At 45.9% G+C, this 14,427-nt stretch carries 10 protein-coding genes and 1 CRISPR repeat array (1 of these 11 only partly in view); of the genes, 3 read left to right on the plus strand and 7 right to left on the minus strand.

Annotation, left to right across the window (positions count from 1 at the left end; genetic code table 11):
- Positions 1-897: direct repeats of the CRISPR family, unit length 36 nt; unit sequence GTTTTGACTTCACCCCCCGGCGAAGTCGGCTACAAT (it extends 460 nt beyond the left edge of the window).
- Between the two features lie 115 nt (positions 898-1,012).
- The 5 genes from cas2 to VH413_11395 all read right to left on the minus strand — a co-directional run bounded on the left by cas2 (position 1,013) and on the right by VH413_11395 (position 6,371).
- Positions 1,013-1,372 (minus strand): CRISPR-associated endonuclease Cas2, encoded by a 360-nt coding sequence (gene cas2, locus VH413_11375; protein ID HEX3799293.1) that lies wholly within the window; start codon positions 1,370-1,372, stop codon positions 1,013-1,015.
- A complete protein-coding gene (gene cas1, locus VH413_11380; GenBank protein HEX3799294.1) occupies positions 1,369-2,253 on the minus strand; it encodes a type II CRISPR-associated endonuclease Cas1 in 885 nt (294 codons plus the stop codon). Before cas1 ends, cas2 begins: the two co-directional genes overlap by 4 nt.
- 5 nt (positions 2,254-2,258) lie before the next feature.
- Positions 2,259-5,411: an HNH endonuclease domain-containing protein gene (locus VH413_11385; GenBank protein HEX3799295.1), complete on the minus strand. Its 3,153-nt coding sequence runs from the start codon at positions 5,409-5,411 to the stop codon at positions 2,259-2,261.
- Positions 5,412-5,496: 85 nt separating this feature from the next.
- Positions 5,497-6,015, minus strand: a complete 519-nt coding sequence (locus VH413_11390) for a hypothetical protein (protein HEX3799296.1) — start codon at positions 6,013-6,015, stop codon at positions 5,497-5,499.
- Positions 6,012-6,371: a helix-turn-helix transcriptional regulator gene (locus VH413_11395; protein ID HEX3799297.1), complete on the minus strand. Its 360-nt coding sequence runs from the start codon at positions 6,369-6,371 to the stop codon at positions 6,012-6,014. Before VH413_11395 ends, VH413_11390 begins: the two co-directional genes overlap by 4 nt.
- A 622-nt stretch (positions 6,372-6,993) precedes the next feature.
- Between VH413_11395 and VH413_11400 the strand changes: the two genes are divergently transcribed.
- Together VH413_11400 and VH413_11405 are read left to right on the plus strand one after the other, a co-directional pair.
- The gene (locus tag VH413_11400; GenBank protein HEX3799298.1) at positions 6,994-8,757 is read left to right on the plus strand and encodes a recombinase family protein; all 1,764 of its coding nucleotides are present in this window, start codon (positions 6,994-6,996) and stop codon (positions 8,755-8,757) included.
- Positions 8,758-8,828: 71 nt separating this feature from the next.
- Positions 8,829-9,134 carry a helix-turn-helix transcriptional regulator gene (locus VH413_11405; GenBank protein ID HEX3799299.1) on the plus strand — a complete coding sequence of 102 codons (306 nt, stop codon included), beginning with the start codon at positions 8,829-8,831 and terminating at the stop codon, positions 9,132-9,134.
- Positions 9,135-9,165: 31 nt separating this feature from the next.
- On the opposite strand, the gene VH413_11410 is transcribed toward VH413_11405, so the two are convergent.
- Entirely contained in the window at positions 9,166-9,600 is a 435-nt protein-coding gene (locus VH413_11410) for a hypothetical protein (GenBank protein ID HEX3799300.1), read from the minus strand.
- Positions 9,601-9,817: 217 nt separating this feature from the next.
- Between VH413_11410 and VH413_11415 the strand changes: the two genes are divergently transcribed.
- Positions 9,818-10,684, plus strand: a complete 867-nt coding sequence (locus VH413_11415; protein HEX3799301.1) for a hypothetical protein — start codon at positions 9,818-9,820, stop codon at positions 10,682-10,684.
- 571 nt (positions 10,685-11,255) lie between these two features.
- On the opposite strand, the gene VH413_11420 is transcribed toward VH413_11415, so the two are convergent.
- On the minus strand, positions 11,256-14,390 hold the full coding sequence (locus VH413_11420; GenBank protein ID HEX3799302.1) for a metallophosphoesterase: 3,135 nt from the start codon (positions 14,388-14,390) through the stop codon (positions 11,256-11,258).
- Positions 14,391-14,427 lie beyond the last annotated feature (37 nt).

Consider the following 14,427-nt stretch of genomic DNA (forward strand, 5'->3'; position numbering starts at 1 on the left):
GCGGTTTTGACTTCACCCCCCGGCGAAGTCGGCTACAATGCCAAGTCCAGACAATCGCACACCGTTTGTGTTTTGACTTCACCCCCCGGCGAAGTCGGCTACAATCAATGCCGGAAATTTATTAACGCTCCACTTGTTTTGACTTCACCCCCCGGCGAAGTCGGCTACAATATCCGTGCCGATGAAATAAAACGTCTGAAAGTTTTGACTTCACCCCCCGGCGAAGTCGGCTACAATCAAAGATAGCATCAGCGTGGATTACAAGCGGTTTTGACTTCACCCCCCGGCGAAGTCGGCTACAATACGATTGGAGACATTCAAAACCCCACCGCGGTTTTGACTTCACCCCCCGGCGAAGTCGGCTACAATGCGGGCAAAACTTCATGCTGCAGCGGTAGTGTTTTGACTTCACCCCCCGGCGAAGTCGGCTACAATACTTGCCCAGGATAACCGCAGGGCGACCGTGTTTTGACTTCACCCCCCGGCGAAGTCGGCTACAATAGTCGCACCAATTCTTTGACCCGGATTCCGGTTTTGACTTCACCCCCCGGCGAAGTCGGCTACAATGACTCGCAACTTGGTTGTGCGCGCTCGCGCGTTTTGACTTCACCCCCCGGCGAAGTCGGCTACAATGCGTTCGATCAAACGATTGACGCGAATTTAGTTTTGACTTCACCCCCCGGCGAAGTCGGCTACAATAACCCCCGTCTCCTTATGAAAAGTGAAGTGGTTTTGACTTCACCCCCCGGCGAAGTCGGCTACAATCGCCGGCATCGAGCGCCTGATCAATATCGTGTTTTGACTTCACCCCCCGGCGAAGTCGGCTACAATGCGCATCATATAATGGAGCGCAGACTTTGGGTTTTGACTTCACCCCCCGGCGAAGTCGGCTACAATAGGTTTGACCGAAGTAGCTGGTGCGGTATGATTTGATGCAACTTCTCCGGGGGGTGAAGTCTTAACTGATTAGACGGCGTTGAAACTACTGCCTTGTCACGTTTCAACGCCGTTTTCATTCCCAAAAGTCCACCTGATCGGGAATCGTCGAATCCTTGGCACGTTTGTCTTCACGATAGTTTGCTCCAATCACGGTATAGCTTTTTTTCCATTGTTCATCGGTCATAAACATCAGTCGAACATTTCCAGCCGTTGGAATTAATTTTTTGATGCGCGCAATGTGAGTATCCATTTGTTCGTAGCTCACGCATGGCCGCGCATAAACGGAAAATTGAATCATCAAATAGCCGTTGTCTAACAAATCGTTTCGGAACCGGGTGGCGGCCTTGCGCTCCGTGTCTGTCATCACAGGCAGATCGAACATGGTCAGAATCCAACCCATACGAAACGGGCTTTTTTTCTCGACTCGCTTCACGACAATTGAGGCACCCAAAACGGCTCGGATGATCTCTCCGCATAACTGCGAGCAAGTGATGAGGCAGACGCGTCTAATGCATCCATAAGCTTGAGAGAATAACGCTCCCGCTCGACTCGTCGCTCTCGCAATTCCGTGCCAATCTTTTTGCACCACGCTTTCATGCTTATGTCCTCGCCAACCATAAATTCCGACATCATTAAGTCAACCGCTGGGCGGTAGGGCTCCATCATGTCGTACACCAACGGGTCAGCGTGAAAACGTGTCGTATGTTTGACTCCAAGCAACGGCGATAGGCCATGGATCAATAGACTGCGATGGCAAAGCGCCCCCAAGACGGCGTATCCGTAATTTAACATCTTGTTGGGAGCATTTTCCTGCTTGCGGTCACGCGATGAGGAAACCCAGCCAATGGATGGAAAATAAAGCTGCCAGTAACGGCGCGCGCAATTGCCTTCATCGAAATTATCCTGCTTAACTGCAAGTTCGAGGTGTGGCGAAGTCAGTTGCCTCATTTTTAGCACCTTCAATTGATTCACCGTTTTACCTCGAATGAGATGCTGCCAAAGCCGATTATTTAACCGCACAGGACGTTCCGCTTGGTGTAGAAAAGCTTTGTTGTCAATTACTCGTCCCAAGGGAGCTGTGATCCCGCAGGGTTGATAGCTTTCGTTGCAATGCAGAATGATGCCGTCCGTTTCCAGAACGGCAGAAACAAAGCTGGATGTGAGTGTAACACCACGTGCTGCGATGATTACCGCACGAACATCTTCGTGCGGAATGCGATTTTCGCTTTTGTCTTCGCCACGGCAGACCAAAAATCCCCGGTCTTTGGACAGCACGCAGCCATGTTTAAAAACGTGAAGTAGATGGTGACTCATAATTTTTAACTCACTCGTTTAAAGCCAGCCGCCAACATTTTTTCCAAACTGATTGGCAGTGACATCTTTCCCGACGAATCCGTAACTTTTGCACGACCATCAGTCAGGATGGTGTTTAATTTGTATTTTCCCGGGATAAGAGGCGTCGAATTATGTGAAATGGATTTTTCAAGTTCAACCAAGCAGCCCGATTGGAAGAAACCAACCATGGCCGTAGCCCCAACATTTTGAATCAGTTCGATTCGCACTCTTGGGGCAGATTCAAAAGCATACACTGGCCGCACTTTTGGTTTCCTTTTTGAATCAAAATAAATGAACTGTCCTTTATGCCCTTTGAGCGCCCTGCGAAAGGCACCAGAGCCGTCTTTGGACATATCCTTGTATTCGTCCGCATCGCCTACGTTTACACGAACAAATCGTATCGCGCTGCCAGGCAATCCGTTTTTGCGTCGCAAATAGAAGTTCCGGCAGAAATCATTCCACATCGTTTCGGTTGGGCCAGTGGAGACAAAGTTAGCAAGTTGTTGTTGAATATGAAAATCGCGTATGGTTTGGATTTGTTTTTTGGCATATTCCAAATCGAATTTTGTTTTGCTGGGGCCGACGGGCTTTTGTGCCAGGGTGATCACCTCTGTTCGCCGCACGATAATTCTTCTTTCTCCTGAATAACGCGCGCCGTAAATCGTTTCAGCTAAAACCGCTTTTTCGAAACATATGTTTTCTGGAATGACGTCTTTAATCTCTCGCTCGAAGAACTGTCTATTCACATTCTCGGGAAATCTGAAGAAGCCGGTTTTCTTTGGATCGCGTGCCCAAGTAGGAATAAAGCTGATCACCATCGCATCGAGCGCGTGATGACGGTCGTCGTTACGATTCTTCTTTTCAGCCTCTTCCTCATCTTCGGCATCGGGATTAAGAATGCGATTTAATCCGTATTTGCGACGGATGCGACCGGTCAAGCCTCCCGAAATAATAACCACTCGTTTCTGGCCTTTCATATCGGTACCGTTCCGCCATCCGAAGTGCAGATCAAGAATCGCTTGGGCCAGTTTTGAAATCCAAGCTGTTTCCGCCAAAGCTGTGTATTTTTCGACCAGAGTTTCGGCAATAGGTGAAAGGAGGAGCTGTGCCTTTTTGTGACGAAGGGTGGTCAACCGTTCGCGCACACGGTTGACATAGGCATCCCACCCGTTTGTGGTGGAAAGCCATTCGTATGGGGTGCGATTACTTTTGTCATCATTCGTGCGCCGAGTGGTAAGGACATAATTAAGTGCAGCATCCGGGCCACCCTTGGCGCGGGGCACGACATGGTCAATGACATACTGATCCAGTTCAGTTGGAATTAGACCATCGCCCGTATAGAGGCAGATACCTTTTTGCGCGTTTAACAGCTCTAATTTAAATCCCGCTGCCCTTTCGCTATTTCCGGCTTCGGCAGCCTCCTTTTTTGCTCTTGCCCGATCGGTTGCCCGGTCTCTGATGAATTTATTATATTCCAGCTTCGCCTTCCGTCCCATGAAATCCTCCCTCACAAATTCCAGAACAACGCTCTCAGGCTCGCCAAACTTTGCGGTAAAAACCGTTAATCGTTCAGCGAATACGCTCAGCCGATGGCGAACAATTGGATCGTTTTGCAACCCGATTAAACTGCGAACGGCTTTATCTGGGCTCTCTGCACTCCGTACAAGCGCGTCGAGCCGCTGATTGGGAATGTAAATCCCCTCCCACGTCTCACCCATTCGGAGCAAGAACTTCAAGTCATCCTTAACCAACCCCTTCAGCAGATTGGTATTGCCCTTAAGCTCGGCGACTTCGGCGTCATAAAAATGCTTTGGCGATTCCCCGGAAAGGATCAATCGTTTTAGAATGTCCAGCGCGGGACGGCAAAAGCGACTACGTCCAGAAATTTTGGGCGCTTCGACGCTTTCGTGCCCGGGCAATGCAACGGCGAGTAGCGGGGCGCATATCTTCTTTTTCCAAGCCGCTTCCGTAATGGCGAGATTATTGAAAGCCGGATTCTCAATAATCGCTTTGATTTCTTTCGCGCTAAGGCTGGTTGACTTGCCTGCGCGTTGAATCCTCATATTTTTTAACTTCATGAGGAATGCGACCTCTGCCGCCAATTTTGATTGCGGATGGATCGCCCCTTTACTATCGGTGCGAACCTTGCAGACGTTCATGCGGGGAATGAGCACGCACTTGCCAATGATGCGATTGTCGAATCGCGGGATCTTTTGACCGACCACGCCTTGCCAGTCGTTCGCCCCGCCTTCTTTCAAATCATATTGTCTGCGAAGTTTGGCATCGTAAGAAGCATAAGCCGTCTCGGATGGTCCATAAAGTAGGTATTTGGTCAGTCCTTTGAGCTGCGGATAGTGTTTTGCGGCGCCTTCCATTAGTGCAGCTATTTCTTTTTCCACTAATTTGCGAGGGACAATGTGGTTGCGCGTGCTTTCGGCGCGGCAACTGATTCGGTCTTTGAGCTGTGTCGGTTTGGCAGGATCCCAAAGTCCCATTTTCCACGCTTCGAAGTAGCAGGGAAAGTGAAATACGGGCTTGCCCGGAGCCATTTCCTCCAATTGTCTTATAAATTCCTCCATGCGTGCTTGCGTTCCTGCTTCATCGTCTTCGGCGTTACCTGGTTTGGCCTTGCTTTGGCTCCGGGTTTTCCATGGAATGTTTGCATCGTAACCGCGTCGTTGAATGGCAGAGTGGAATGCTTTGTATACCTGCCAGGCCTCCAACTGCTCGCCAAGCAACAGCTTAATGCGAAGCAAAGATGATGTATAGCAAGTCGGATCGCCCGGAGCAGCAAATTCGCGCTCAAGCCGGTGACGACTAAGTTTTTGAACTTCGGTTTCTACTGTAGCCTGCCATTTGCCATCAATTTTTATTGTCTGCCGTCCTATTAACGGTTCAATGCCGGCTTTAAGCATCACTTCCCCGAGCCAGCGTTCACGTTCTTGATGAGCAATACGCGTGCGCCACATACGACGACGGCTCGCCGCAGTTTTTGTTTCGGCGAATTCAGCAGGAATGAGGAATGACGCCTTGTGTAAAAATGTGTCGTTGAGTCGGACAGCTTCGCCGATGGACGCTTTGCCCAAGTCAAAGGCCCAAATAGTTTTTTCGTGTATTAAAGGATTTCCAGAGTTCATTTTCCTATTCCCTTATTGCTTTATGTAAGAATGAAACCTTATAGCAAGAACGGATTTTAAATACTAGCTATCAATACGCAAAAAATTAAGACAGTTTCCGCTCATTCTGTAGTCCATTTATCATGGCGAGTGCAACCGCATCGAAAATATCCATCCGATAATCCGCGCTCATCCATGCTTTGCGCTCGGGCGGCAAACGTGATCCCAATTCTTGAGGAAACCTTTTGGCAAGAATTTTAGCAATTTCATGCTTTGTTCTTTTCTCGCCCGCAAAAAATGCCTTGTTAATCTGTGTTCGCGAAAACAGCCTTGCTTTGATTTTGTGTTTTGTAGCCAAATTGCTAATTTCTTGACAGAGTATTTGAATCCTCGGCGACCGGCGGGAGTCTTTCGCCAACGTGTTCTGAATCACAATTGTTTTCGGCTCGTAGAGAGTAAGCAACTCGGAGATCTTTTTTATGGATTCGGCATTTTTGTCTCCGACAACAGACTTGACTCCCCAATTAACGAGATGTTCCTGTCCTTCGAGAACAGCAAAACCGAAGCCCCGGCTTGAAGGCGTAATGGCCAGGATGCGGAATTGTTTTGAGTTAGCGCGGTTCATGGTTGTTTTGGAATTTTTTTCGATGTTCTCGCTGCGATGTCTGCCAGAGCTTCACGTTTGCGCGCCGTTTGGCTGTCTGACTCGCTTCGACTCATTTTGCGCTCCAGAGTCTTGGCGCGTGCCGCCACTTCCTTCTCAATTTTATGATAAATGCCGGCAAGGAGTTCGTTTGCCGGACGCCCAAATATCACTTTGTAGGCGAGCGCCGTTTCAAGGTTGGGCACACGGGAGAAGCTTTCATATCGGCTCACCTTCGATCCGCTTTTCACTCCCAAAAGGTAGGCAATTTCATCCTGGGTGAGGCCCAGGCGTTTTCGATGCGTTTTTAAATAATTTGGAAGGTGAGACGAAGCCATTTGAAGCGAAAGAACTCATTGGGGAGTTCACCACTCCACAATATATGATTGGCAGCCTTACCAAAGGAGGGAACCTTTGCCGTCAACGGCAAATTTCCAAAGAAAGCACCGAGCACTCAAGCACTCGGTGATGGTTGCACATATTATAAATCATAAAACGGTATGCCGCGAAATGTGGAAATCTTTTTTCCTCAGTTGGCGCACGATTTGAATGATCGTCTAAAAAAATCACGCAGCGAGTGGGGCGTTTGACTTACCAGATTGGTACGTTACCATTCACTCGTATCAGCCAGGGAAATTCACCGGGTGCATAAAGTTGCCGGAGCCTGCAAAAGCTGCTGCCTTCAAAAATTAAGACGTTCGGGCACAATGATGGTTATGGATGAACCACCGCTATATTCTACGCCCGAAATAAGTTCCTCAACTCGGAGAAGGTCATCAAATAAGAAGTCTCTTACTCAATCGCTTCCGGCTGAGGAGAATTACATTTTTAGTAAAGAGACGTTCAGAGCCTTGCAAGAATACGGAAACATTCTGAGGAAAATCCACATGCGCCTCCTCTCGGAAGGATACACGATTCGCGACGGTCAGATATTTAAAGAAAAAGCGGGTCTCATTCAAAATGATGAAACCAACCATCACCGACAACCAGACGATAAAGGAGATATTGGCGGGTAAATACCGCGATTGTTTTCTGGTATATGCCCGAAAAAGCACCGATGAACCTAATAATCAGAAGAATTCCTTGAAATACCAGCGCGCCGAAAATATCAAATTCAGTCAACGGGAAAAATTGACGGTCGCACAGATTGCACTCACCAGTTTCTGCGTGGATGGAATTATTTCGGAACGGCATTCTGGCTTTAAAGAGGATAGTGAAGTTTCCATTACCAGCACCGGCCTCGTCCAATACGGGGTCGAGAGGCCGAAATTTCTTCGACTTATTCAGTTTTTAAGCAAAGGCTTTTTTAAAGGGGTTATAGTCCTCTGCTGGGATCGTATTAGTCGCAATCGAGGTGACGACACCGTTTTGCGCAAATTGATGAAAAACGGGGTAAAAATTCGATTCGTATACGCCAACTATGAAAATACCAGTGCCGGGGCATTGCACATGGACATTGACAGCATGTTCTCTGAACATCATTCGCGAGTCACGAGCGAGAAAGTGACGTTGATCACCCGAAGTTTGCGTGAGGGTGGCATCTGCACCTACAAAGCCCCCATCGGGTATCTGAACGAGGGCACGATGAAGCATAAGCCTTTGGACCCGGAACGATCCCCTATAATCAGGAAAATATTCCAAATTCTCGCAAAGAAGGAGTGGAGCCTGTCTGACCTGGCAGACTGGGCAAACCGACAGGGACTAACCAGTCCTCCCGCGAGGCGCCCGAGAACGGCGGAGGAACTGCTGGCAGAGGAAGACGACGATGTAACCATCCAGCCCGTTTCGAGACCGATGACCGTCACGATGGTGCACAAAATTCTCACCAATCCATTTTATACCGGCAAAATATTGACTCACGATGGCAGATATGTTCAAAGCAAAAGTCATGAAGCCCTCATCACCGAGTCACTTTTCGTCCAAGTGCAAGCGGTGCTCAAAAGAAAAAGGGTCAGCGTGCATTATGCCGATAAGCTTGATTTACCCGGCCGAGGATTAATTCGCTGCGCCGATTGCACCCGGCTTTACACGCCGTATGTCAAAAAAGGCATCCAATATTTCAGCGCGCGCTGCCGTCCAGGATGCCCCAATCTCCGCAAGAATTTCAATGTCACGTTTTTTGAGAAAAAGGTCAGCGAAAGTTTGCGACATCTTTCGCTTACCGAAGCGGAAATAGCCGAATTGGAAACACGTGACAGAATGGACAATCCCGATCCCGAGGTTGAAAGGCTAAATAGCTTGGACGCAAATGACCGCCGCCAAAGAAAGCTCCGCGAAGATCTTGCGTATTTGCATGACAATAAACTCTCGCTTCTTAAGGCCGGCACATACTCACCGGATGGCTTTGTGCAGGAGGAAATCAAGCTTGCAGTCGAGATTAAACGGCTCGGGTCCAGCGAGCCATTGGGCGCTTCGACGCACGAAGTCCTGAGCGATATAATAAAACTTTCAGAACTTATAAAAAATGGCTCTGCGTATCACTCCTTTGCCAATTTTCGAGAAAAACAAGAATTTCTCACATTAATCTTTTCAGAACTTTTCATTTCCGGAAATACCCTTACGTATCAATGTAGAAATGGATTCAAAGCTTTAGAAAGCCGTTTTATCCCCGTGTGTGACCATACGGGGTGGCTTTCAGAAGCATTGCAAAACAACAATTTGCTCAAAGAAAGTATTGAGGGCCTCAAACACATCCTCGGTCCAACTCGCGCAATGGGTCCCTGAGAAGAAAACTTGCCGCGTCTGACAAATCTGAACGTCTTAGCAATTTTTTATTTTCCTCTAAAATTCTTCTCATGACCACAAAACATCGTTTTTCAAACAATCTTCGACTCCATCGCAAAAAGGCTGGATTGCGCCAGCGTGAGGTCGCTCGTTCACTTGGGCTCAAAAGCACCGACCGCATTTCCCGTTGGGAGCACGGAACAGCAGTTCCCCATATTGTGAACTTGTTTCGGCTCGCAGTGATTTACGACGTTTCGCCCCAGGATTTATACCAAGATATCTGGCTGGCTATTGTACAAGGGATTTACGCTCGACCGCCGAAGGATCCTCCTCCTTCTGTTTCGCCGGAGGAGGGGTTATCGTGCCATTGTGAATGAGATATCCTTCAGAGGTCAATGACCGATGGAATTAACGTAACTGTCTTTGCTTCTTGAATGTCAAAGTCTGTGACTTACAGAGCCTTTTCATTTCCTTACTTATCTCCTTGATGATTGTTTCTGGGTCGTTTGCAATGGCGGCGGCTACGTTAAAAAGAGTTTGCTCATTGTGAGAATTCGTTGCCGATTCAATACCACACAGATAGCGATATGCATACTGATCGTCGCGATGAATCGAATTTCCGAGTTCATTTTTGAGCTTTATAAAGCGAGCGTAGTCCAGTTTCCGAGTCTGACTTTTTTGGTATTGAATCTCACTTTCATGTTCCCAACCATCCACGGTAGCACTTAAATGATTCGTGACGGTAGTAATTACTGAAGGACCGATTCCTATCAGGTTAAAACAATTATTTGCAAACCTTGTCGTAATAGCACTGAAGAATTCAGCGGAATTAGATTCATGCATGATGCCTTTCCGCCCCCTATAAGGCCTGATTACAAGACTTGCAAAAATAATGCAACTAGTTCATAATCAGGTCTCTGGAGGTAATTGTGTTAATATGGATTACCTTCGGTGCTCGGCCTAGGAAGCGATCCTGGCCGAGCTTTTCTATGCTACTGGATTTTACAGGTATTTTCAAGTTTTTCTTGCTCCAACAACCAAAAAACGCCAATATGGCTTCATGCTGAGTGAGGCAGAAAAGCAAACTGCAAATAAGATCGGCGACATGCTATTCGCGCTTTTTGTGATTGTGGTTGGTCTTATACTATTTTGTTTGCTTACGTCGCTATTATTTACTGGCCCTGCTACGGTTGCCGTTGTTCAAACTGCTGAATCTCCACCGTCGCAGGCAATATCACCTCCTTCAATTAGATTCAAACCAGCACCTATTCTTCCTTCGCCCCCGCGTGGCCCAATTAGTTCTACACGTAATCCTAATTCTAATAGATTCGAGCAAAGTAATGGGAATTCTGATGGATTACAGCGGCCCCCTGCAACGGGAGCGGCTACGGCACAATTTAATGGAGACTATCCGTATAATAGGCACATTGAGGCTCAAAAGGCTTTTGATCCCGAACAATATCGTGAAGAGAGTGAACGGTCAATTTATGTTCAAGAGGGCACATCTATAACATTAGATAACAACGAAGTAGTCACTATCATTGGAAATGATATTTTGATCAACCAGCGAGGTCTCGGAACCATAATTGCAACAGGTAACAATATACAGATAAATCAGGAAAGTTCAGGAACAGTGATTCTTAATGGAAATGATAATTTTATAAACGAACATTCGAGTGGCGTCGTTCGAGCAAATGGGCTTAATACTGTTGTAAATATACAGAGGGGTCAATTAATTGAGCGGCACTTTTTTCCAAATCCTGTTACTGTTCGCTTTCAAAATGTCGGATTTCTGGGTGGTCAAATAAGCCGGGATCTACCCTACGTTCAATCAATACCATATTTACCGATGAATCATCGCCCCTTATATTATTCTAATCCTAGTAGAAATGGGTTTAATACCTATCGCGGACGTCGACACCGCTAAAACCATACGCACAGTTATCAATTGTATGAGTCGGCATTCGACGTTTTAGTAAAAGTAAGCTACTGTTTCCAAGCCTTGTTATAAATAACAAATTTGTGACCATACGGAGTGGCTTTCAGAACTTTTGAAGAATGACAATTTAGTAAAAGAGAGTCTGGAGGGCTTGAGACGAATCATGAGTCCAACTCAAGAACGAGCACCATAATAGAAAGCGACACCGTATAGATAGGGTTGCCTTCTTATCAGCATCGCGATTAGCTCCGCGCATAGATCATGCTCATGCAACAATAACTGATACTGCCATCATCTCCCGCGAACATCCAAGGACCATCAGTTGAGAAACCGGTCAGTGGCCGTGTCCCCGCCGGTCCACCTACCATCGTCACCAGCGGGCAAGAAAAAATAATTACCTCGTATGAGCGACCAAATTGAAAAGGATTACGTGCAATTAGCTAACGCAAGGGTACTCACCGAGTAGGGAATGCCATCGTAGGCCAACAAGAGCTATGTGAGAAAATCGTTGCGAATAGCAGCGACGAAAAACAAAGGCCTTCAGCCTGAAATCCGGAACTCAAATAATATGTTTAGACTGGAGTTCCTTCTTTGTATCGGGCCTAAAAGAGTCTTTCAAAAAAGGCATTTCATTCGCAGCATTCTTTACTCGTTTAGCATATTTCGTACGAACGGAATCCAAAATGGCAACAATTTTATTTAATATATCATCTCCGACTTTATTTTCGTTACAATACGACCTTAGAAACCCACATATGATGTAGTCTTCCGTTATTGATGAAGCGGAAGTAATCATAGTCTTTAACTCCCGAATCCCTTCATTGGGTTTTTGTGCAAATATTAAAAGATTATAAAACAATTTCTTTGTTCCAGAAGGCGTTCCTTGAGCAAGAATTCTAAAGGACTTCACAAGCTTCGGGTTGCCTAAATGTTCATTCATGTAAATTACAATAGATAAAGGCACGATCTGATGTACTATGCGTTGCGCATGGTTTATGACAAAACGCAATTTGTGCTCCATTGTCGCATCCTTTTTCCCCTTAAAAAAGAGCTTAAATAGTTCTTCCTCATCCGTTTTCTGAAGCACCTCTCTAAAAACTTCCAGCCCGCACCACATTAACGCAAGGTATGATGATACATTGTTCTCAATAAACTTACGCTTATCGTTGACTCCAATTTTGGTCGTATTGCGAATGATATCGGATTGCAGGGTTAACAAACTGTCGTATTGTTCCATTTGTTGCTCTTCGTAACTACCTTTGTCTTCATCGTAGCTTAGATACATTTCATCACGTCGTTTATCAACTTCTTCATCGTTATTTTTTTCTCGGATTTCCTCCGCGATAGCCTTACTTATAACATGCAAAGGAGCGTCTTCTCCGGCGTCCCTCAATTCAAATCCGCCGAATTTCTCCGCTAGCGGCTGCATTTCCTTCATTGCACGTTCATCAACCCATTTAAGCAATTCTATGTCGTTGCGCGACAAACCGGCCTTGTAGGTAAGTGCCTTCGTATACTTAAGAACGTCATCTCGTCCGAGAAGCTCCTCTTCAATTTCCTTCTCTCGATCTAGCGCCTTTGCTAGAAAGAAGTTAAACCAAAACCGCCTTCTGAAACAAATATACCCATCGTCTCTAATGAGCACACCCTTTTTAAAAAATGCCTCAAAGAAACCATGATGCGGCACGTCCTCATCTTGTCTCTCAAAATGGGCAAGTTTAATTTGTTCAAACTCATTTACTTCAAGTTTTTGCTTTTTGCGTTGCACCATTTGCCAAGCAATATCAGCTAGAAAATCCTCCTTATCTCTAAAATCTAAATCTGCCTCACGATTGCTTGGATTAAGTTTTTCAAGGATGGTTTCAAGATAGTTTTCGATCAGGAACGCCTCATTTCTAATGTTTTTTTCCTTCTTTTTCCTGAAAAGAACGCCTAAAAAAAGGACTACTGACAATGGTGTCACCGGAATCTGGAAATGTTGATAATAGTAAAGAATCTGATGCAGCATCGTGTCGAGATCAAAATCTTGTTTTGCCTTCCATTTCTGTAATAGCTGCCTTATTCTCGCTGTGTTCAAAGAGCTGATATATCTGATCTTTGCATTAAAAAAGGAACTCAAGGTTAGAAGCTCGAATTGTAATGATTGGGCAATGTGTTCAGTCGCCATTAGAATATAGCGACATTTAGGATATGTAAGGTAAAAGCTCTTTAGGTTTGAGACTCTTTTATCATGATCACCGTCCTGCCTATCATTAAAATCATCCACCAACAGTGTTAGTTGCCCTAAGCTGGCAAACGCTTCGGTTTGTTCAATAGTCTGGCCGGCAATCCGAGAAACCAAACGAATCAAATTTTTGGGATGTCCTTTGGGAATATCGGAAAATTTAAACTCAACCGGCACGTTCGTTTCATATAAACTATCGTTAGACAGAATAAAGGTTTTTGCGTATCGCAAAAGTGTCGTTTTCCCGAACTCCGGCCGGCCGGCAATAAAGAGATTTTCTTTCGATTTGAGTAGATCATCTAAAGAAAACGTCTTTTGATCCTCAGAGTCTCGATCAAATCCTGATTTATTTGTCAGAACGGGATCAACAAATACTTCCCCTAATTCGACTTCTTCAAGGCCATCAAGTGGGCACACTAAATCATTTTCTTGTGATTGAGCTTGCATTCGCCCACGCACCACGGAAATCTGAAGCGCTGCCGAAGCCGCGGCTGATACATTGCGTATTCCGGAAAAGGTAGCCTGTCCTTTGGCAGCCTTCGATAGTTCTTGGTCGAAAGTTTCTCGCTCTGGATACCATTTGCGGAAATGACAGGTAATTTCTTCGAGATCTAAATTTACGTGAATGAGCGTATAGCTCGCAAACGGATCGCCCGGCCTCAGGCAACCTGCCGTAGAGACAAAGAGAGTCCCTAGTAATTGCTTCGCAGATAGGGCATCAGAATCGTGGACGTGTCCATTCAACAGAATGTGAAAATGCTTTGCTAAAGCTTGGCGAACGGGTTTTAAATCCCACGCTGCTAGCATTTCTAAAGGGTGGTGGCAAAGACAAAGACGCAGGTCACAATGCCTGATGCGCTCCGCAGCTTCCATCACAACTTGTTCGCCGACGATCAATCGCCCCGCATCGCCACCAAATTGCGAGCTTCGCCAAGCACTGTTTAAAGAAGCAATACCAATATTTAACCCGTTTGCAACGAACTCATACGTATTACAAAAAAGAGAAGAGTGTTTTAAGTTGGCATTTTTATGAGACGCTAAGAACGCAATATACCCGTGCAGTTTTTTAGACATCATCAAATGGTCGGGACCGTCGGCACGAAAGCTTGAATAAAATTTACGAAAGGATTTTTGATCGAAAACTTCTTGTACAAATCCCGCTTCAAAAGATTTTGAGACTTGTGCACGATCCACGTCGTGATTTCCAGCGCAATAAAAAAATGCATCATCGGATAAATTCAATTTTGATTGGATTGGCTGGATGAATTTTCGTTCGACCAACGCAAATTCCTGTTTTGAGAGTTCTCCTTTATTTATCAAATCGCCGGTAATACATACTAAATCCGGCTTAAGTTCTTTGTCGAGGAACGTGCCAATATCTTTGCTTAGTCCTTCAGCTAGCGAGTCGAGGTAAATTGAGTCGTCTTCGCTCGCGTGTAAATCGGCCAAGTGAAGTATGTTTAGTTTCATTTCAATGCATTTTATTCATTCACCGAAGTTGGTAAAG

This window comes from Verrucomicrobiia bacterium (assembly GCA_036268055.1).
Classification (GTDB): Bacteria; Verrucomicrobiota; Verrucomicrobiia; order Limisphaerales; family Pedosphaeraceae; genus DATAUW01.

What these genes read in the sequence shown, in the direction of transcription:
- VH413_11400 (HEX3799298.1), top strand. Translation starts at nt 6,994, where the DNA reads ATGATGAAACCAACCATCACCGACAACCAGACGATAAAGGAGATATTG.
- VH413_11420 (HEX3799302.1), bottom strand. Translation starts at nt 14,390, where the DNA reads ATGAAACTAAACATACTTCACTTGGCCGATTTACACGCGAGCGAAGAC.
- cas1 (HEX3799294.1), bottom strand. Translation starts at nt 2,253, where the DNA reads ATGAGTCACCATCTACTTCACGTTTTTAAACATGGCTGCGTGCTGTCC.
- VH413_11415 (HEX3799301.1), top strand. Translation starts at nt 9,818, where the DNA reads ATGCTGAGTGAGGCAGAAAAGCAAACTGCAAATAAGATCGGCGACATG.
- VH413_11385 (HEX3799295.1), bottom strand. Translation starts at nt 5,411, where the DNA reads ATGAACTCTGGAAATCCTTTAATACACGAAAAAACTATTTGGGCCTTT.
- VH413_11395 (HEX3799297.1), bottom strand. Translation starts at nt 6,371, where the DNA reads ATGGCTTCGTCTCACCTTCCAAATTATTTAAAAACGCATCGAAAACGC.
- VH413_11410 (HEX3799300.1), bottom strand. Translation starts at nt 9,600, where the DNA reads ATGCATGAATCTAATTCCGCTGAATTCTTCAGTGCTATTACGACAAGG.
- VH413_11405 (HEX3799299.1), top strand. Translation starts at nt 8,829, where the DNA reads ATGACCACAAAACATCGTTTTTCAAACAATCTTCGACTCCATCGCAAA.
- VH413_11390 (HEX3799296.1), bottom strand. Translation starts at nt 6,015, where the DNA reads ATGAACCGCGCTAACTCAAAACAATTCCGCATCCTGGCCATTACGCCT.